The following is an 18910-nucleotide window of genomic DNA, read 5'->3' as shown; positions in this document are numbered from 1 at the left end:
TCACCATGTCCGCCGCCACGCCTTTCACCCTCAATCAGGCTGACGCCGAACGCCTGCTGGCACAGGTCGACGTGCTCCAGGCGATGCGCGACATGTTCGTCGAGCTGGCCGCTGGCAGCGCCGTGCAGCCGGCACAGCAACTGGTGGAATTCCCCAACGGCGGTGGCGACTTCATCAACTACCTGGGCGTGCTGGCCTCGCAGAAGGTCTACGGCGTCAAGACCTCGCCGTACATCGTGCGCCAGCCCAAGTCGCTGGTCACCGCGTGGAGCCTGCTGATGTCCATGGACAGCGGCCAACCGCTGCTGCTGTGCGACGCCGGCAGCCTGACCACCGCGCGCACCGCCGCCACCACCGCCCTGGCTGTGCAGGAGCTGGCCCGCCCGGACGCCAGGCGTCTGGCCATCGTCGGCAGCGGCCCGATCGCCCGTGCACACCTGCGCTACGCAGCCGGCCTGCGTGACTGGCAGAGCATCCGCGTCTACTCGCCGAACCTGAGCGCTGGCGTACTGGCCCAGTTCGGCGCCATCGATTCCCGCGCCGAACCGGCCACCAGTGTCGAAGCCGCCGTGGCAGACGCCGATGTGGTGCTGCTGTGTACCTCGTCCGGCACCCCGGTGCTCGATCCGGCGATCCTGACCAAACCGGCGCTGATCACCTCCATCAGCACCAACGTCGCCCGCGCCCACGAAGTTCCGCCGCAGTGGCTGGCGCAGATGGACGTGTACTGCGACTACCGCGCCACCACCCCGGCCTCCGCCGGCGAGATGCGCCTGGCCCGCGACGAGCACGGCTGGGACGGCGCCATCCGCGGTGACCTGCCGGAGCTGGTCAGCGGGCAGGCCGCCAAACCGGACTACCAGCGCCACGCCTTCTTCCGCTCCATCGGCCTGGGCCTGGAAGACGTCGCCCTGGCCAATGCGCTCTACCATCTGCAACGCGACAACGCCTGAGCCGGAGACGAACATGATCGAAGTCGACTTCCTCATCATTGGCGGCGGTATTGCCGGCGCCTCCACCGGCTACTTTCTGTCCCGCCACGGCAAGGTCGCCGTGCTCGAGCGCGAGTCCCACGCCGGCTACCACTCCACCGGACGCTCGGCAGCGCTCTACACCGTCGCCTATGGCACGCCGCAGGTGCGCGCCCTGACCGCCGCCAGCCGCGCCTTCTTCGACAACCCTCCGGAGGGCTTCGTCGAGCACCCGATCCTCACCCCGCGCGGTGAGATGACCGTGGACTTCGAAGGCAACCCGGAAGAACTCCAGCGCCAGTTCGCCAGCGCCCGCGACAGCGTGCCGGAAATGCGCCTGCTGGATGCCGACGAAGCCTGCGCCATCGTCCCGGTGCTGCGCCGCGAGAAAGTCCACGGCGCGATGCTCGACCCCAGCGCGGCCGACATCGACACCGACGGCCTGCTGCAGGGCTACCTGCGCGGCATCCGGCGAAACGGCGGCAGCGTGCAGCTGGACAGCGAAGCGCTGGAAATCCGCCGCATCGATGACGCCTGGGAAGTACGCTGCGCACAGCAGACCTACCGTGCGCCGGTGCTGGTCAACGCCGCCGGCAGCTGGTCCGACAAGATCGCCGAACTGGCCGGCGCCACTCCCCTGGGCCTCACGCCCAAGCGTCGCGCCGCCTTCCTGTTCAGCCCGCCGGAGGGTGTCGACAGCCACGCCTGGCCGGTGCTGGTGAGCCTGGATGAATCCTTCTACTTCAAGCCCGATGCCGGCCTGCTGCTCGGCTCGCCGGCCAACGCCGACCCGGTGGAGCCCCACGACGTGCAGCCCGAAGAGCTGGACATCGCCCTGGGCATCTACCAGATCGAGGAGCACACCACCCTCAGCATCCGCCGCCCGAGCCACACCTGGGCGGGCCTGCGTTCGTTCTTCGCTGATGGCGACCTGGTGTCCGGCTATGACCCGGCCACGCCCAACCTGTACTGGGTCGCAGGGCAAGGCGGTTATGGCATCCAGACTTCGGCGGCGATGGGCGAGGCCAGTGCCGCGCTGATCCGCCGCGAGGCCCTGCCCGAGCACCTCACCCGCCATGGCCTCACCGCCGAAATGCTGTCCCCCGCGCGCCTGCTGGCCGAGTGAGCCGTCGTTCGTGACAGCCTGCGGGCGCTTGCGGCACACTCGCCAGCGCCCGTGCCATCGCCCGCCTAATCGCCCCGAGAGCCTTGCCCATGACCGCCGCTGATCCGCTGGACAACTACAAGGCCATCGCCGACGCCATCGCTGCGCTGTTCTTCCCCCACGCCGAAGTGGTCATCCACGACCTGCGCAACCAGCGCGTGGCCTACCTGGCGAACAACATCTCCAAGCGCGAGATCGGCGACGACTCCGCGCTGGAAGACATGCTCGAAGGCGGCAGCGAGGAGCGCAACATCGGCCCCTACGAAAAGCTCAACTGGGACGGCCAGAAGATCCGCTCCATCAGCACCGTGCTGCGCGACGGCAAGGGCGACCCCCTGGCGGTGCTGTGCATCAACCTCAACATCACCCTGTTCGAGACCGCCAAGGCGGCGCTCGACCTGTTCCTCTCCTCCAGCAAGGTCATCCCGCAACCGGACGCGCTGTTCCGCGACGACTGGCAGGAGCGCATCAACACCTTCCTGCACGGCTGGCTGCAGCAGCGCCAGCTGAGCCTCTCCACCCTCAGCCGCGACCACAAGCGCGAACTGGTCCTGGCGCTGCACGCCGAGGGCGCGTTCAAGGGCAAGAGCGCGGCGAACTATGTGGCCAACGTGCTGAACATGGGCCGCGCGACGGTGTACAAGCACCTGAAGGAGTTGAAGGAGGAGGTCTGAGGGGACTCTCTTCTTCTGCTTTCTCGCGCAATCGCGGACGGCGCTCCCCGCCTCCGAACTCACCTGAAACGCCGGCCCTGCTGGCGGATCGGGTGCAGGGTTCGCCCCTACAAGGAAGCTTGGCGATGCTCGCGGAACGCATCCTGCCGACGTCCCCGGCGAACGCTTGCGCAGGATGGGTGGAGCGCAGCGATACCCATGCAGACGTGGCAGGGGAAATGATGGGTATCGCTTCGCTCTACACCATCCTACGTTCGTGCTCCGCCGTGAGGTTAGCGTGGGTGGGAGCTCGGTTCGCGAGCATGGTTCGCTCCTACAGGAAGACGCCAGCGCCAACGAAAAAGGCCGCCCGAAGGCGGCCTTTTCGACGACTCGGCGGAAGATCAATCGCCGTAGATATCACTCTTGAAGTACTTGCCCTCGATGGCTTTGTACTTGCCATTGGCGCGCAGCGCGTCGATGGCGGCGTTGAGCTGGCCGACCAGCTCGGTATTGCCCTTGCGTACCGCGATCCCGGCGCCCTCGCCGAAGTATTTCGGGTCCTTGAACTCCGGCCCGATGAAGGCGAAGCCCTTGCCGCGCGGGGTTTCCAGGAAACCGATCTCCAGCGGGATGGAGTCGGCGAAGGTGCCGTCCAGGCGGCCCGCCAGCAGGTCCAGATAGATCTCGTCCTGGCTGGTGTAACGCACCACGTTGGCGCCGGCCTTGCCCAGCACCTCGGTGGCGAAGCGGTCAGCCGTGGAGCCGCGCTGCACGCCGATGTTCTTGCCCTTGAGCTGGCTGAACTGCTCGTCCAGTTGCGAGCCTTCCTTCATCACCAGGCGGCCTGGGGTGAAGTAGTACTTGTGGGTGAAGTCCACCGAGTGCTTGCGCTCTTCGGTGATGGTGATGGAGGACAGCGCGGCGTCGATCTTGCGCACCTTCAGCGAGGGGATCAGGCCATCGTATTCCTGCTCGACCCACTGGCACTTGCGCTTCATCTCTTCGCACAGCGCATTGCCGATGTCGTAGTCGAAGCCGGCGATGCCGCCTTCCGGGGTCTTGTAGGCGAAGGGTGGGTAGGCCGCCTCGATGCCGATGCGCAGCGGCTTGTCGTCGGCGTGGGAGAAGGTGGCGAAGGCGGCCAGCATCAGGCCGCCCAGCAGGGCTTTGCGATTCATCGATGAACTCCGTTGTGTGGTCGCCGGGGCGAGCGCCGGCCGGTACGTCCTGGCAGTGAGTACGGCATGTCTGGGTTCGTCCGGGGCGCAACGCGGGAGGTTGCGGCGGCATTGCCTTGCCCTGACCCAGGCGAACGACTTCTTGTTCTGGCTTGTTCTGGTCCGTCCACACGCGGGCGCGCGTAAACTTAAAATCCAATCTGGACTAAAAAGTACACAACGTCAATCGCCCTGCGACCGCACGGCACACTCCCCTTTGCGCGCCCTGCGCTACTCCTTCGGAGGAATGTCTCGCACCGGGCTGGCGCCTTAGTCTGGAAGCGTTCCGAAGCGATCCGAGGAGGATTCGAAACGATTCTTTCGCATGATTTACCGTAGCTTCCACGGTTATACCTTTGGCAGATGCCCGAAGCCCCCGCGATACGCTCATGTCGCAGGGGCTTTTCTTTTGCCTGGCGAAAGATGCGAAAGCGGCAGATGACGCTGGGCATCATCTGCCGCTTCCGGGAGCAAGGCAGGCAAGGCAAAGGGCGGGCGCGAGGCCCGCCGAGGGAGGTCGGCTTCAGCCGCCGCTGAGGTTCATGAAGCGCAGCACCTGTACGTCGCCGACGGTGAACTCGTGGCGCGCCGGCTTGCGCTGCAGGGCGCCGCGCAGAGCTTCGAGGATGGGTTCGTCGTGCAGCGGATGGCGGCGCAGCAGCCCGCGCAGGTCCAGGGAGTTCTCGTGGCCCAGGCACAGCAGCAGGCGGCCTTCGGCAGTCAGGCGCAGGCGATTGCAGGTGGAGCAGAAGTTGTGCGAGTGCGGCGAGATGAAGCCGATGCGCGTGCCCGGATGCTGCGCCAGACGCACGTAGCGCGCCGGACCGCCACTGTATTCGGTGCTGTCCAGCAGCTCGTGGTGCTCGGCGATCAGCGCGCGGACTTCGTCGCTGGAGCAGAAGCTCTCCTCGCGCTCGCGGCCGACCTGCCCCAGCGGCATCTCCTCGATGAAGCTGATGTCCAGCCCGTGGGCGATGGCGTAATCCACCAGCGCCGGCACTTCGTCGGCATTGCGGCCCTTCATCACCACGCAGTTCAGCTTGATGTGCTCGAACCCGGCTTGCTGGGCGGCGTCTATTCCACGCAGCACTTGCTCCAGGCGCCCGGTGCGGGTGATGGCGGCGAAGCGCTGCGCATCGAGGGTATCGAGGCTGATGTTCAGGCGGGTCAGGCCAGCGGCGTGCAGGTCGCCGGCCAGTTTGCCAAGCTGCGAGCCGTTGCTGGTCATGCACAGTTCGCGCAGGCCGGGCAGCTCCGCGAGGCGTTCACAGAGATGGACGATGCCGGGGCGCACCAGTGGTTCGCCGCCGGTGAGGCGCAGCTTCTTCACGCCGCGTTCGACGAAGAGGCGCGCTACCCGCTCGATCTCTTCCAGGGTCAGCACCTGCTGACGCGGCAGGAAGCGCATGTTCTCCGACATGCAGTAGACGCAGCGGAAGTCGCAGCGGTCGGTTACGGACAGGCGCAGGTAGTCGATCTTGCGGCCCTGGCCGTCGATCCATTCGGACATGGTGTTTCACTCCGGCCGGCCTTCACTATCCACGGTGAAAGCCGAAATTCATGGCCGTTTCCGAAGCCCCTCCCTCCTCTGGGGGAGGAATTGGGAGAGAGGGGCCCGGAACCGGTTCACTGCACCAGCGGCGACTCCGCCCCGTCGAAGACGAAGCCGTCGATCCGGGCCTCGCCGGCCAGCACGCTGATGTACTGGCTGACCGCGCGCTGCAGCACCTGGGCGCGCAGGTAGGCGGCGATGCGCGGGCGCGCCTGCGCGAAGTCCAGCGGCTCACCGCCATCACGCTCGATCAGCTCTACCACATGCAGGCCGTAGCGACTTTCCAGCGGATGGCCGAGCAGGCCGGGTTGCTGTTGCAGCAGGCGTTTCTCGAACTCGGGGACGGTCTGCCCCGGTTCGATCCAGCCCAGTTCACCGCCGTCGTCCTTGGACGGGCAGTCGGAGAAGCGCATCGCCTTCTCGGCGAAACGTTCGGGATGTTCACGCAGTTCGGCCAGCAGCTCCTCGGCCTGTTCGCGGGCCTTGGCGCGGCCTTCCAGATCGTCCGGCGCGCAGCCCAGCAGGACATGGCGCAGGCGCATGCGCCAGGGTGCGGTCAGGCGGGTGGGATTGGCTTTGTACCATTGGCGGCAACTGGCTTCGTCGGCTTCGGGCACGCCGACTTCACGGTCGATCAGGGTGCGGATGCGCGCTTCTTCCAGGGCCTCGCCCTCTTCCGCTTCAGCCTCAAGGCCCAGCGCATCGGCGCGCTGCACCAGCAGCTGGCGTACCACCAGCGCGCGGCAGGCGGAGTAAAGCGCCTCGGCGTGGCTGGACGCGGGATGGTATTGCAGCTCGCGGGCCAGTTCGTCCTCGGCGATGGCGATGCCGTTGACTTCGATTTTCGGCAGGTCGACGTGTTCGACCTTGGCTTCGTAGTGGGAGCAACTCATTTCGATCACCTCCGGATGGCGGATAACGCCGATGGCGTTATCCGCCCCACGGGTTCGAGGTTGGGTTGGGCGAATAACGCACCAGCGCCATCCGCCGCTTCATCACGCTGCGCGACGCTTGGTGCGGACCACCTGGTAGCGGCGGCCGAAGTACCACACCGGGGCGCTGACGATGTGCACCAGGCGGGTGAAGGGGAACAGCACGAACAGGGTCAGGCCGAGGGTCACGTGCAGCTTGTAGACCAGCGAGACCGGCGCGATCGCTTCGGCGGCGGCCAGCGGCTGGAAGGTGACGATGGACTGCGCCCAGTTGGCGAGCATGACCATCACCGAACCATCCAGGTGATGGGTGGAGGCGACGATGGTGGACAGGCCGAGGATCAGCTGGACGTAGAGCACCAGCAGGATCATCAGGTCCGACGCATTGCCGGTGGCGCGCACGCGCTCATTGGTCAGGCGGCGCAGGATCAGGCCGGTCAGGCCGATGAAGCAGAGGATGCCGAAGAAGCCACCGGAGACCATCGCCAACAGTTGCTTCTGCTCGGTGCTGATCAGGTGCTCGTAGACCGAGTGCGGGGTCAGCAGGCCAACGAAGTGACCGGCGAGGATGAACAGCACACCGACGTGGAACAGGTTGCTGTAGACGCGCATGCCCTTCTTGCTCAGCATCTGGCTGGAGCCGGCTTTCCAGGTGTATTGCGAGAGGTCGAAGCGCGCCCAGCTGCCGATCAGGCAGATGGCGAGCGCGACGTAGGGATAGATCCCGAACGCTAGAAGATCGAGGGACATGTTCAGACTCCTTCTCTGGCCGCCCGGTACTGCATCTGCGGCACCGGCTGGGCGACCCACTGCATGGGTTGTTCTGCGGCGGAGGAAATCCGCCGGGCACTGGTGGACGGGCAACCGGCGGCGGGCTCGGTAAAGCTCACCGGGGTTTCTTCCCAGGCCTTGTCGATGGCTTCCAGGCTGTCGTCGCGCACTTCCTGCTCACGGTCACGCTTGAGCGCGCCGAGGTCGGGCTGCTCGCCGGACAGCTCCAGCAGGCTGTTGAAGATCGCCGCATAGCTGCTGCCGCGCTCTTCCAGGCGCAGGGCGATCAGCGCGAGGATGTGGGCGACTTCGGCGAGACCCACGCGGGCCGAATCGGCGTCCTGCAGAGCGAGAAACTCCAGGTACAGCGGCAGGTAGTCCGGCAGCTCGTTGACGTCGATGACCAGGCCCGCCTGGGTGTAGCGGTCCATCAGGTCGACCATCGCCTGGCCACGGTCACGGCTTTCGCCGTGCACGTGTTCGAACAGCAGCAGGGAGACCGAGCGGCCGCGCTCGAACAGCCCGTCGTAACGGGCCTGGACATCGAGGATGTCGCCCTTGCACAGCTCGTTGAGCAGCGCGGCGAGGCCGTCGCGCTGCTTTTCCGGCAGGTCGCAGGTGCGGATCAGGGCATGCAGCGCCAGGCTTTCCTCGCGCAGTTCGACGCGCGGATAGTCGAGCATCAGCGCGCTGAGCTTGAGCAGTTGGCTGTGAGTGTCCATATCGATCACTCCTGTATCTGCACGGTCTGGATGACGTTGCGCTTGTCCACGGCCTTGCCGCCGAACAGGTTCACGCCGGAGTTGCTGGAGCAACCGTTGCCGAAGCTGAAGCCACAACCCGAACGCTCGGCGAAGGCATCCGACAGCGCCTCTTCACGGTGCGCAGTGGGGATGACGAAGCGGTCTTCGTAGTTGGCGATCGCCAGGTAGCGGTACATCTCTTCCACCTGGTTCACGGTCAGGCCGACCTTCTTCAGCACTTCCAGGTCCTGCTTGCCTTCCACGTGTTCGGAGCGCTTGTAGGCACGCATGGCCAGCAGGCGCTTGAGGGCCAGCAACACCGGGGCGGTGTCGCCGGCGGTCAGCAGGTTGGCCAGGTACTGCACGGGAATGCGCAGGGACTCGACATCCGGGATCACTCCGTCGTTGCCGATGTGGCCTTCGGAAGCGGCGTTCTGGATCGGCGACAGCGGCGGCACGTACCACACCATCGGCAGCGTGCGGTATTCCGGGTGCAGCGGCAGGGCCAGTTTCCAGTCCATGGCCAGCTTGTACACCGGCGACTTCTGCGCGGACTCGATGACGCTGTCCGGTACGCCGTCCTTGCGGGCCTGCTCGATCACTTTCGGGTCGAACGGATCGAGGAAGATCTCCAGCTGCTTCTGGTAAAGGTCGCGCTCGTTCTCGCAGGTGGCCACTTCGTGGATGCGGTCGGCGTCATACAGCAGCACGCCGAGGTAGCGGATACGGCCCACGCAGGTTTCCGAGCAAACGGTCGGCTGGCCGGCCTCGATGCGCGGGTAGCAGAAGATGCACTTCTCGGATTTGCCGCTCTTCCAGTTGAAGTAGATCTTCTTGTACGGGCAGCCGCTGATGCACATGCGCCAGCCGCGGCACTTGTCCTGGTCGATCAGGACGATGCCGTCTTCCTCGCGCTTGTAGATCGCGCCGCTCGGGCACGACGCCACGCACGCCGGGTTCAGGCAGTGCTCGCACAGGCGCGGCAGGTACATCATGAAGGTGTTTTCGTACTCACCGTAGATGTCCGCCTGGACCTGGTCGAAGTTCTTGTCCTTGCGGCGCTTGGCGAACTCGGTGCCGAGGATTTCTTCCCAGTTGGGGCCCCACTCGATCTTCTGCATGCGCTGGCCGGAGACCAGCGAGCGCGGACGGGCAACCGGTTGGTGCTGGGCCTTGGGCGCGGTGTGCAGGTGCTGGTAGTCGAAGTCGAAGGGCTCGTAGTAGTCATCGATTTCCGGCAGGTCCGGGTTGGCGAAGATGTTCGCCAGCACGCGGAACTTGCCGCCGATGCGCGGGACGATGGAGCCGTCGGCGTTACGCTTCCAGCCGCCTTTCCACTTCTCCTGGTTCTCCCACTCTTTCGGGTAACCGATGCCGGGCTTGGTTTCGACGTTGTTGAACCAGGCGTACTCGACGCCTTCGCGGCTGGTCCAGACGTTCTTGCAGGTGATGGAGCAGGTGTGGCAACCGATGCATTTGTCGAGGTTCAGCACCATGCCGACTTGCGAACGAATTTTCATGGCAGTAATCCTCAAATGTCCTGGGGCAGCGGTTGCGGCAGAGCGTCACCGCCCAGTCCGCCCTGCTCCGGCCCGTCGAGCCAGTCGACCTTGTTCATCTTGCGCACCACGACGAATTCGTCGCGGTTGCAGCCGACGGTGCCGTAGTAGTTGAAGCCCCACGCCTGCTGGGCGTAGCCGCCGATCATGTGGGTGGGCTTGAGGACCACGCGGGTCACCGAATTGTGGTGGCCGCCGCGGGTGCCGGTGGTCTCGCTGCCCGGCAGGTTCACGATGCGTTCCTGGGCGTGGTACATCATCACCATGCCGTCCTTCACGCGCTGGCTGACCACCGCGCGGCAGGTGGCGGCGCCGTTGGCGTTGAAGACCTCGACCCAGTCGTTGTCCTCGATGCCTACGCTTTTCGCGTCGTGCTCGCTCATCCAGATGATCGGGCCACCGCGCGACAGGGTGAGCATCAGCAGGTTGTCGCTGTAGGTGGAGTGGATGCCCCACTTCTGGTGCGGGGTGATCCAGTTCAGGGTGATCTCGGCGTGGCCGTTGGGCTTCTTGTTGAACAGTTTGTCGGTGCTGCGGGTGTTGACCGGCGGCCGGTAGCTGACGAAGCCTTCGCCGAAGGCCTGCATCCAGGGGTGATCCTGGTAGAACTGCTGGCGACCGGTGATGGTGCGCCACGGGATCATCTCGTGGACGTTGGTATAGCCGGCGTTGTAGCTCACGTGCTCATCTTCCAGGCCCGACCAGGTGGGGCTGGAGATGATCTTGCGCGGCTGCGCCTGGACATCGCGGAAGCGGATCTTCTCTTCTTCCTTGGGCAGCGCCAGGTGGGTGTGGTCGCGACCGGTGAACTTCGACAGCGCATCCCAGGCCTTCACGGCCACTTGGCCATTGGTTTCCGGTGCCAGGGCGAGGATCACCTCGGCGGCGTCGATGGCGCTTTCGATACGCGGGCGGCCTTCGCTGATGCCGGTCTCGGTAACCTTGTGGTTCAGCTCGCCGAGCAGCTTGATTTCCTTGTCGGTGTTCCAGCCGATGCCCTTGCCGCCGTTGCCGAGCTTGTCCAGCAGCGGGCCGAGGGAAGTGAACTTCTTGTAGGTGTTGGGATAGTCACGCTCGACCACGTGCAGGGTCGGCATGGTGCGGCCGGGAACCGGTTCGCACTCGCCCTTCTTCCAGTCGCTGCCGCCGAACGGCTGCGCGAGTTCGTTGGCGGTGTCGTGCAACAGCGGTACGGTGACCAGGTCCTTCTCCACGCCCAGGTGGCCGACGGAGACCTCGGAGAACTTCTTGGCAATCGCCTTGTAGATCTCCCAGTCGCTCTTGGCTTCCCAGGCCGGGTCAGTGGCGGCCGACAGCGGGTGGATGAAGGGGTGCATGTCGGAGGTGTTGAGGTCGTCCTTCTCGTACCAGGTCGCGGTCGGCAGGACGATGTCCGAGTACATGCAGGTGGAGGACATGCGGAAGTCCAGGGTAGTGACCAGGTCCAGCTTGCCTTCGGCGCCTTCGTCGACCCAGTCCACTTCGCCCGGGCAGGGACCGCCGTCCTTGCCGATGTCGGCGTTCATCACGCCGTTCTTAGCACCCAGCAGGTACTTGAGCATGTACTCGTGGCCCTTGCCCGAGGAGCCGAGCAGGTTGGAACGCCAGATGAACATGTTGCGCGGGAAGTTCTGCGGATCATCCGGCTGCTCGCTGGCGATACGCAGGTTGCCGGACTTGAGCTCGCGGACCACGTAGTCCTGTACCGGGATGCCGGCACGCTCGGCGTCGGCAGCGATGTGCAGCGGGTTGCGGTTGAGCTGAGGGGCGGACGGCAGCCAGCCCATGCGTTCGGCGCGGATGTTGTAGTCCAGCGCGTGCTCGGGGAACTGCCTGGTGTCGGCCAGCGGCGACAGCACCTCGTGCATCGAGATCTTCTCGTGGCGCCACTGCGAGCTGTGCAGGTAGAAGAAGCTGGTGCCGTTCATCTGGCGCGGCGGACGGCTCCAGTCGGTGCCGAAGGCCAGCGGGACCCAGCCGGTCTGTGGGCGGAGTTTCTCCTGGCCCACGTAGTGCGCCCAGCCACCACCGCTCTGGCCGATGCAGCCGCACATCATCAGCATGTTGATGACCGCGCGGTAGTTCATGTCCATGTGGTACCAGTGGTTCATCGCCGCGCCGATAATGACCATGGCCTTGCCGTGGGTCTTGTCGGCGCTGTCGGCGAACTCGCGGGCCACCTGGATGGCGCGGGCAGCCGGTACGCCGGTGATGCGGGCCTGCCAGGCCGGGGTGTAGGGCACGTCAGCGTCGGTGTAGGAGGCAGCGACGTTGCGGCCACCCAGGCCACGGTCGACGCTGTAGTTGGCCATCTGCAGGTCATACACGGTGGCGACGCGCAGGGTCTGGCCCTCGGCACCGGTCACTTCGCGGAAGGGTACGCGGCGCACCAGCACCTCGTCGTTCTCCACGCCCTTGAAGTGCGGGTGTTCCTGGCCGGCGAAGTACGGGAAGCCGACGTCGCAGGCTTTTTCCGGGCCGTCGATGAGGGTCAGGGCCAGGCGGGTCTCACGCTTCTCGCCGCCTTCGGTTTCCTCGATGTTCCACTTGCCCGACTCGCCCCAGCGATAGCCGATGGCGCCGGTGGGGGAGACCAGCTCGCCGGAGATTTCGTCCAGGCCGATGGTCTTCCACTCGGGGTTGTTGTCCTGGCCGAGGTTGTTCGCCAGGTCTGCCGCGCGCAGGTAGCGGGTCGGCTTGAGTACGCCGTCGGTGTGCGGTTCGAGCAGCACCAGCATCGGCATGTCGGTGTACTGGCGGCAGTAGTCGACGAAGTAAGCGCTGGGTTTCTCGAGGTGGAATTCCTTGAGGATGACATGACCAAAGGCCATGCCCAGCGCAGCGTCGGTGCCCTGCTTGGGGTTGAGCCAGAGGTCGGTGAGCTTGGCCACTTCGGAATAGTCCGGGGTAACGGCCACGGTCTTGGTGCCCTTGTAGCGGACTTCGGTGAAGAAGTGCGCGTCGGGGGTACGGGTCTGCGGGACGTTCGAGCCCCAGGCGATGATGTAGCTGGAGTTGTACCAGTCGGCCGACTCCGGCACGTCGGTCTGCTCGCCCCAGATTTGCGGGCTGGCCGGCGGCAGGTCGCAGTACCAGTCGTAGAAGGACAGGCACACGCCGCCGATCAGCGACAGGTAACGGGCGCCAGCGGCGTAGCTGACCATCGACATGGCCGGGATCGGCGAGAAGCCGACCACGCGGTCCGGGCCGTAGACCTTGGCGGTGTAGACATTGGACGCGGCGATGATCTCGGTGACCTCGCTCCAGCTCGAACGGATGAAGCCGCCCAGGCCGCGTTCGCTCTTGTAGCTTTTGGCCTTGGCCTTGTCCTCGACGATGCTGGCCCAGGCGTCCACCGGGTCGTTGTGGGTGGCGCGGGCTTCACGCCAGAGCTTGAGCAGGGGCTTGCGCACCTTGGGGTACTTCAGGCGGTTGGCGCTGTACATGTACCAGGAGTAGCTGGCGCCACGGGGGCAGCCGCGCGGCTCGTGGTTGGGCAGATCCGGGCGGGTACGCGGGTAGTCGGTCTGCTGGGTTTCCCAGGTGATCAGGCCGTTCTTCACGTAGATCTTCCAGGAGCACGAGCCGGTGCAGTTCACCCCGTGGGTAGAGCGAACGATCTTGTCGTGCTGCCAGCGCTGCCGGTAACTGTTTTCCCAGGCACGGCTTTCGTTGGTGACCTCGCCATGACCATCGGCGAATTCACCCTGCTTCTTCTTGAAGAATTGCAGGCGGTCGAGCAGGTAACTCATCTGTATCTCCTCACCCGGTCTGCGCCGGGCGTTCAAACGCTAATCAAGCTCGCGGAACGGTTTGGCGGCGGGCGCAGGGCGCCCCGCCGCAGCAATCAACAGGGGCTTTCAGCGCCCTTGCGGGCGTACCACCACCAGGTGGCGACGATGCAGCTCAGGTAGTACGCGACGAAGACGTAGAGGGCGCCCTCGGCACTTCCGGTCATGGCCAGCGAGGTGCCGAACGCCTTGGGAATGAAGAAGCCGCCGAAGGCGCCGATGGCGGCGGAGAAGCCGATCACCGCGGCCGATTCCATGCTGGCGTTCTTGGTCGCCTGGGCCTCGGTGAAGCCGCCTTGCTTCAGGCGTGCGGCCCACTCGTTGCGGAAGATCACCGGGATCATGCGGAAGGTGCTGCCGTTGCCGATGCCGGCGAAGAAGAACAGGCCGATGAAGGAGCCGAGGAAGCCGAAGAAGCTGCCCGTGCCATTCGCACCCGGCAGGAAGCTGATCACTGCGAATACGCCGGCGATCATCGCCGCGTAGTTCCACAGGGTGATGCGCGCGCCGCCGAACTTGTCTGCCAGCCAGCCGCCCAGCGGCCGGCTCAGGGCGCCCACCAGCGGGCCGAGGAAGGCGTACTGCAGCGGGTTGATGTCCGGGAACTGGGTCTTGCTGAGCATGGCGAAGCCGGCGGAGAAGCCGATGAACGAGCCGAAGGTGGCCACGTACAGCCAGCACATCAGCCAGTTGTGCTTGCGCTTGAAGATCACCGATTGCTCGCGGAACGAGGCTTTGCAGTCAGCGATATCGTTCATGCCGAACCAGGCAGCGATGGCCACCACGGCGATGAAGGGCACCCAGATCCAGCCGGCGTTCTGCAGGAACAGCCGACCACCGTCGGACAGCTGCTGCGGCTCGCCACCGAAGGCGCCGAACAGGCCGCCGGCCACGGCCAGGGGGACGGCGAACTGCATCACCGAGACGCCCAGGTTACCCAGGCCGGCATTCAGGCCCAGGGCGGTTCCCTGCTGGTTCTTCGGGTAGAAGAAGCTGATGTTGGACATGCTCGATGCGAAGTTGCCGCCACCGAAACCGCACAGCAGAGCGATGGTCGCGAACACCCAGTACGGGGTGGTCGGGTCCTGCACGGCGAAACCCAGCCAGAGGCAGGGGATCAGCAGGGACGCGGTGGACAGCGCCGTCCAGCGACGACCACCGACCATCGGCACCATGAAGGAGTAGAACACCCGCAGCGTGGCGCCGGAGATCGACGGCAGCGCGGCAAGCAGGAACAGTTGCTCGTTGCTGAAGCTGAAGCCGGCGGCGTTCAGGCGCACGGTGACGGTGCTCCAGATCATCCAGACGGCGAAGGCGAGCAGCAGCGCGGGGATCGAGATCCACAGGTTGCGCGCGGCAATGCGCTTGCCGTTGCGCGCCCAGAACTCGGAGTCCTCGGGGCGCCAGTCGATCAGCAGCGGACCGCTGGCGGCTTTGAGTTGGGAGTTGATCATGCCCATGACGGCACTACCTCAGGATTGACGAGAAGGAATGGGGGTAGCGTCGACGTCAGCCGCGTGAGCCTGGCCATCGAGGCGTTGCTGCTGTTTGATCGCGTAGTGCATCCAGACCATGCAGATCACGGTCAGGCCGAACAGCAACATGAAGCAGGAGGAGCGCACGCCGATGTGGTCGGCGGCGTAGCCGAACAGGATGGGCAGGCAGAAGCCGCCGAGGCCGCCGATGACCCCGACCATGCCGCCAACGGTGCCCATGTTCTGCGGGTAGTAGTCGTGGATGATCCGGTACACGCTGGCCTTGCCGAAGCCCTGGGCGATGCCCACGACGAACACCAGGAAGGTGAACAGCCAGACGTTCAGGCCGATGCCGAGGCTGACGTCGCCCTTGATGCCATGAATGGTCATGGTGGTCGGCGGATACGAGAGGAAGAACAGGCAGACCAGGCAGATCCAGAACACGCCCCAGTTCACCGCACGGGCGCCGTAGTTGTCGCTGAACCAGCCGCCCAGGGCGCGGATCAGGCCCGACGGCAGGGTGAACAGCATGGTGATGAAGGAGGCGGTGCGCAGGTCCAGGCCGTACTCGGCGATGTAGTACTTGGGCAGCCACAGGGCCAGGGCGACGAAGCCGCCGAAGACGAAGAAGTAGTACAGACCGAAGCGCCACACGCGCAGCTCGCCCAGCGGCGCCAGCTGCTTGGCCAGGGTCGGGCGCGGACGGCTCGAGTCGGCGTCGCCGCCCTTGGTGTGGGCCGGGTCGGTCCAGGTACAGAACCAGAACAGCAGCGCGGTCACCAGCATGGCCACCGAGTAGATCTGCGGAACCATGCGCCAGCCGAAGGCGACCACGATCATCGGCGCCACCAGGTTGGTGATCGCCGCGCCCGCGTTACCGGCGCCGAAGATGCCCATGGCAGTGCCCTGGCGTTCCTTCTCGAACCACGAGGAGGTGTAGGCGATGCCCACCGCGAAGGAGCCTCCGGCCAGGCCGACGAACAGGCCCAGCACCAGGTAGTGCCAGTAGAGGGTGGCGAAGGCCAGGCCGTAGATCGGGATGGCCACCAGCAGCATATGGATGAAGAACACGATGCGACCGCCGAAGCGGTCGGTGATCAGCCCCAGCGGCAGACGCACCAGCGAACCGGTCAGAATCGGCAGCGCCACCATCAGGCCGAACTGCGCCTCGGACAGGCCCAGCTCTTCCTTGATGCGGATACCGATGATCGAAAACATCGTCCAGACCGCGAAGTTCACGGCGAACGCCAGTGTGCTCATGCCGAGCACGGAGTACTGTTTCTGACGGTGGGACAACATGGCTAAGCTCACTTCCTGACGGCCTTTGCCCGCACGTTAGGTAAGGACTAGCCGCCTTCTCTTGATCGCCATCAATGAGCCAAACGGCGATTCATGAGCAGATGCGCGCCGCTACCTCCTTGTGGGTATCACCGAAATGAATGCTTAACTTATTGTTTTAAAAGGCATTTTCTATGAATACGGCACGCACTGCCGACCCTGCCGGCAACGACCGACTCTTTGTGGGTAGTCCCCCTGCCGGACGCCCTTCCCTGCGCAAATCCATCGTCGTGCGCTTCGGCTGCTACCTCACGCTACTGGTATCGCTGGCCCTGGCCGGGATGTTCAGCGCCCTGCTGTTCGCCGACTATTCACACCAGGATGCGGCGGTGATCAACCAGGCCGGCTCGCTGCGGATGCTCACCTACCGCCTGGCGCTGGACCCGTCGCCGATCAACCGCCAGGCCCTGCAATCGACCCTCGCCGCGCGCCTGGACAACGACGAGATCACCCGTCTGCTGCGCCGCTCCGACGCCGACGCGCCGATCCGCCAGCAGCACGACCGCTTGCGCGAGGAACTGCAGAACCTCGACCTCTCCGAAGCCCCGGCCCTGGCGACGCTGGACACCTTCGTCGGGCACATCGACGGCTTCGTCGGCACCCTGCAACGCAACGCCGAGTACCGTTCGCAGATGCTCAGCACGGTGCAGGGCCTGTGCCTGTTCCTCAGCCTGCTGGTGGTGTTCATCAGCCTCTACGACCTGAGCTACCACGTGGTCGGCCCGCTGCGCGAACTGACCACCACCGCGCGCCGCCTGGGCGAAGGCGACCTCGACGCGCGCGTCAGCAGCAGCGGCGAAGACGAGCTGAGCCAGCTTGGCGAGCGCTTCAACCAGATGGCCGCGGAACTGCAGACCAGCTACCGCGAACTGGAAGCGCGGGTGGAGGACAAGACCCGCGACCTCTCCAACAGCCACCAGCGCCTGGAGCTGCTCTACGACAGCGCCCGCCGTCTGGGCCAGGATCCGTACGACGAGCGCTCGCTGCAGCCGCTGCTGAACCAGCTCGAACGGGTGCTGCAGGCCGGCAAGGTGACGCTGTGCCTGAACAAGGACGGCGTCGAGCGCGCTTACTCCTCGCTGACCACCGACGGCATCACCGGCAGTTTCTGCCTGCAGGGCAACTGCGGCGAGTGCCGCGCCCAGGCCGACCACTGCAACAACCCGATCCGCGGCATCAACCCGCTGCTGATGCAGCCGCTGTCCATCGGCGAGCACCGTTTCGGCGAGCTGTTCATCGAGACCCCCGACGGCCACCTGGAAGACTGGCAGCAGCAGTTCGTCGAAGGCTTCTGCGACAACATCGCGCGCACCTTCGCCCTGTCACTGCAGCAGGAACAGGAGAACCGCCTGGCGCTGTTCGCCGAGCGCAGCACCATCGCCCGCGAACTGCATGATTCGCTGGCGCAGTCGCTGTCCTACCTGAAGATCCAGGTCAGCCGGCTGGCCACCCTGCTCAAGCGAGACGTGCCAGCAGAGAAGATCGACGAGACAATCGACGAGCTGCGCGAGGGCCTCAACAGCGCCTACCGCCAGCTGCGCGAGCTGCTCACCACCTTCCGCCTGAGCCTGGAGCAATCCAGCCTGGAAGCGGCACTGGTGAAAACCGTGGAGGAGTTCGGCGAGCGCGGCGATCTGTCCATCGAGCTGGACAACCGCCTGGCGCACATCCCGCTCAACCCCAACGAGGAAATCCACATCCTGCAGATCGTCCGCGAGGCGCTGTCCAATGTGGTGCGCCACGCCCAGGCACATCACGCGAAGGTCATCCTGTTCGAGGACGCCGAGGACCAGGTGTGCATCACCGTGGACGATGATGGAGTCGGCTTTGACCCAGCGCAGAGCCGCAATGGGCACTATGGGCTTAGCATCATGCGGGAGCGCAGTCAGACCCTGGAAGCCACCTTCAACATCGCCCCGCGCGAGCCCAAGGGCACCCGTGTCAGCGTGCGCTTCACCCACAAACCCCTGTCGCAACACCCGGAGACCCACCCATGACGGCCACCCCCACCGATGACCGCGCACGCATCCTGCTCGTCGACGACCACCCGATGATGCGCAAGGGTGTCGTCCAGTTGCTGGAGTTCGAAGAGGACCTGCAAGTGGTGGGCGAAGCCGGCAGCGGTGAGGAAGCGCTGCGCATGGCCGCGGAGCTGGAGCCGGACATGATCCTGCTCGACCTCAACATGAAGGGCATGACCGGTCTGGATACCCTGCGCGCCATGCGCGAGAACGGCGAAGATGCGCGCATCGTGGTGTTCACCGTCTCCGACGACCGCAACGACGTGATCAACGTGCTGCGCGCCGGCGCCGACGGCTACCTGCTCAAGGACATGGAGCCCGAGCGCCTGCTCGAGCACATCCGCCAGGCCGCCACCGGCCAGCTCACCATCAGCCCGCAGCTGACCCAGGTACTGGCCCAGGCCCTGCGCGGCGACGACCGCCCCAAGGGCATCGAGGAGCTCACCGATCGCGAGCGGCAGATCCTCCGCCAGCTCGCCCACGGCTACAGCAACAAGATGATCGCGCGCAAACTCGACATCACCGAAGGCACCGTGAAGGTCCACGTCAAGCGCGTGCTGCACAAGCTGGGCATGCGTTCGCGCGTCGAGGCGGCGGTGTGGGCGGTGGAGAACCACCTCGTCTGACCACACTTCCCCCCCTACGAAAAGCTGATCCCGTACGTAGGGCGGATAACGCCCCAGGCGGTATCCGCCAACTGCCTGCGACGGCGAATAAAG

Annotated in this window: 14 protein-coding genes; 5 read left to right on the top strand and 9 right to left on the bottom strand. The window is 65.4% G+C overall.

Annotated features, from left to right (window positions below; all coding sequences use genetic code 11):
- Positions 1–5 precede the first annotated feature (5 nt).
- The 3 genes from IB256_RS01470 to IB256_RS01460 all read left to right on the top strand — a co-directional run bounded on the left by IB256_RS01470 (position 6) and on the right by IB256_RS01460 (position 2810).
- On the top strand, positions 6–953 hold the full coding sequence (locus tag IB256_RS01470) for an ornithine cyclodeaminase family protein (RefSeq protein WP_192291839.1): 948 nt from the start codon (positions 6–8) through the stop codon (positions 951–953).
- Between the two features lie 13 nt (positions 954–966).
- Positions 967–2097 (top strand): NAD(P)/FAD-dependent oxidoreductase, encoded by a 1131-nt coding sequence (locus IB256_RS01465; RefSeq protein WP_192401059.1) that lies wholly within the window; start codon positions 967–969, stop codon positions 2095–2097.
- A gap of 89 nt (positions 2098–2186) precedes the next feature.
- Entirely contained in the window at positions 2187–2810 is a 624-nt protein-coding gene (locus tag IB256_RS01460) for a transcriptional regulator (RefSeq protein ID WP_192291845.1), read from the top strand.
- Positions 2811–3193: 383 nt separating this feature from the next.
- On the opposite strand, the gene IB256_RS01455 is transcribed toward IB256_RS01460, so the two are convergent.
- The 9 genes from IB256_RS01455 to IB256_RS01415 form a co-directional block, all read right to left on the bottom strand.
- On the bottom strand, positions 3194–3970 hold the full coding sequence (locus tag IB256_RS01455; RefSeq protein WP_081516127.1) for an ABC transporter substrate-binding protein: 777 nt from the start codon (positions 3968–3970) through the stop codon (positions 3194–3196).
- A 562-nt stretch (positions 3971–4532) separates the two neighbouring features.
- On the bottom strand, positions 4533–5519 hold the full coding sequence (gene moaA / locus IB256_RS01450) for a GTP 3',8-cyclase MoaA (RefSeq protein ID WP_192291848.1): 987 nt from the start codon (positions 5517–5519) through the stop codon (positions 4533–4535).
- Between the two features lie 116 nt (positions 5520–5635).
- Positions 5636–6454, bottom strand: a complete 819-nt coding sequence (locus tag IB256_RS01445) for a peptidylprolyl isomerase (protein WP_192401058.1) — start codon at positions 6452–6454, stop codon at positions 5636–5638.
- Positions 6455–6556: 102 nt separating this feature from the next.
- Positions 6557–7243, bottom strand: coding sequence for a respiratory nitrate reductase subunit gamma (narI, locus tag IB256_RS01440; RefSeq protein WP_024765823.1), 687 nt, complete (start codon positions 7241–7243; stop codon positions 6557–6559).
- A 2-nt stretch (positions 7244–7245) separates the two neighbouring features.
- Positions 7246–7986, bottom strand: a complete 741-nt coding sequence (gene narJ, locus IB256_RS01435; protein WP_192291855.1) for a nitrate reductase molybdenum cofactor assembly chaperone — start codon at positions 7984–7986, stop codon at positions 7246–7248.
- 5 nt (positions 7987–7991) lie between these two features.
- Positions 7992–9527 carry a nitrate reductase subunit beta gene (narH, locus tag IB256_RS01430; protein WP_138216141.1) on the bottom strand — a complete coding sequence of 512 codons (1536 nt, stop codon included), beginning with the start codon at positions 9525–9527 and terminating at the stop codon, positions 7992–7994.
- A gap of 11 nt (positions 9528–9538) precedes the next feature.
- A complete protein-coding gene (locus IB256_RS01425; RefSeq protein ID WP_192401057.1) occupies positions 9539–13318 on the bottom strand; it encodes a nitrate reductase subunit alpha in 3780 nt (1259 codons plus the stop codon).
- Positions 13319–13413: 95 nt separating this feature from the next.
- Positions 13414–14817, bottom strand: coding sequence for a NarK family nitrate/nitrite MFS transporter (locus IB256_RS01420; RefSeq protein WP_192291861.1), 1404 nt, complete (start codon positions 14815–14817; stop codon positions 13414–13416).
- A 12-nt stretch (positions 14818–14829) separates the two neighbouring features.
- Positions 14830–16131: a nitrate/nitrite transporter gene (locus IB256_RS01415; protein ID WP_192401056.1), complete on the bottom strand. Its 1302-nt coding sequence runs from the start codon at positions 16129–16131 to the stop codon at positions 14830–14832.
- Between the two features lie 173 nt (positions 16132–16304).
- Between IB256_RS01415 and IB256_RS01410 the strand changes: the two genes are divergently transcribed.
- Both IB256_RS01410 and narL read left to right on the top strand, forming a co-directional pair.
- Positions 16305–18167 carry a histidine kinase gene (locus IB256_RS01410; protein ID WP_192291864.1) on the top strand — a complete coding sequence of 621 codons (1863 nt, stop codon included), beginning with the start codon at positions 16305–16307 and terminating at the stop codon, positions 18165–18167.
- Positions 18164–18817, top strand: coding sequence for a two-component system response regulator NarL (gene narL, locus IB256_RS01405; protein ID WP_081516145.1), 654 nt, complete (start codon positions 18164–18166; stop codon positions 18815–18817). The genes IB256_RS01410 and narL overlap by 4 nt, the downstream gene beginning before the upstream one ends.
- The last annotated feature ends 93 nt before the right edge of the window (positions 18818–18910 follow it).

It is taken from the genome of Pseudomonas sp. PDM17, assembly GCF_014851985.1.
Lineage (GTDB): Bacteria > Pseudomonadota > Gammaproteobacteria > Pseudomonadales > Pseudomonadaceae > Pseudomonas.
The sequence above is the reverse complement of the archived record's forward strand: the minus strand, read 5'-3'. Positions and strand labels throughout refer to the sequence as shown.

What these genes read in the sequence shown, in the direction of transcription:
- IB256_RS01470 (WP_192291839.1), top strand. Translation starts at nt 6, where the DNA reads ATGTCCGCCGCCACGCCTTTCACCCTCAATCAGGCTGACGCCGAACGC.
- IB256_RS01465 (WP_192401059.1), top strand. Translation starts at nt 967, where the DNA reads ATGATCGAAGTCGACTTCCTCATCATTGGCGGCGGTATTGCCGGCGCC.
- IB256_RS01460 (WP_192291845.1), top strand. Translation starts at nt 2,187, where the DNA reads ATGACCGCCGCTGATCCGCTGGACAACTACAAGGCCATCGCCGACGCC.
- IB256_RS01455 (WP_081516127.1), bottom strand. Translation starts at nt 3,970, where the DNA reads ATGAATCGCAAAGCCCTGCTGGGCGGCCTGATGCTGGCCGCCTTCGCC.
- moaA (WP_192291848.1), bottom strand. Translation starts at nt 5,519, where the DNA reads ATGTCCGAATGGATCGACGGCCAGGGCCGCAAGATCGACTACCTGCGC.
- IB256_RS01445 (WP_192401058.1), bottom strand. Translation starts at nt 6,454, where the DNA reads ATGAGTTGCTCCCACTACGAAGCCAAGGTCGAACACGTCGACCTGCCG.
- narI (WP_024765823.1), bottom strand. Translation starts at nt 7,243, where the DNA reads ATGTCCCTCGATCTTCTAGCGTTCGGGATCTATCCCTACGTCGCGCTC.
- narJ (WP_192291855.1), bottom strand. Translation starts at nt 7,986, where the DNA reads ATGGACACTCACAGCCAACTGCTCAAGCTCAGCGCGCTGATGCTCGAC.
- narH (WP_138216141.1), bottom strand. Translation starts at nt 9,527, where the DNA reads ATGAAAATTCGTTCGCAAGTCGGCATGGTGCTGAACCTCGACAAATGC.
- IB256_RS01425 (WP_192401057.1), bottom strand. Translation starts at nt 13,318, where the DNA reads ATGAGTTACCTGCTCGACCGCCTGCAATTCTTCAAGAAGAAGCAGGGT.
- IB256_RS01420 (WP_192291861.1), bottom strand. Translation starts at nt 14,817, where the DNA reads ATGGGCATGATCAACTCCCAACTCAAAGCCGCCAGCGGTCCGCTGCTG.
- IB256_RS01415 (WP_192401056.1), bottom strand. Translation starts at nt 16,131, where the DNA reads ATGTTGTCCCACCGTCAGAAACAGTACTCCGTGCTCGGCATGAGCACA.
- IB256_RS01410 (WP_192291864.1), top strand. Translation starts at nt 16,305, where the DNA reads ATGAATACGGCACGCACTGCCGACCCTGCCGGCAACGACCGACTCTTT.
- narL (WP_081516145.1), top strand. Translation starts at nt 18,164, where the DNA reads ATGACGGCCACCCCCACCGATGACCGCGCACGCATCCTGCTCGTCGAC.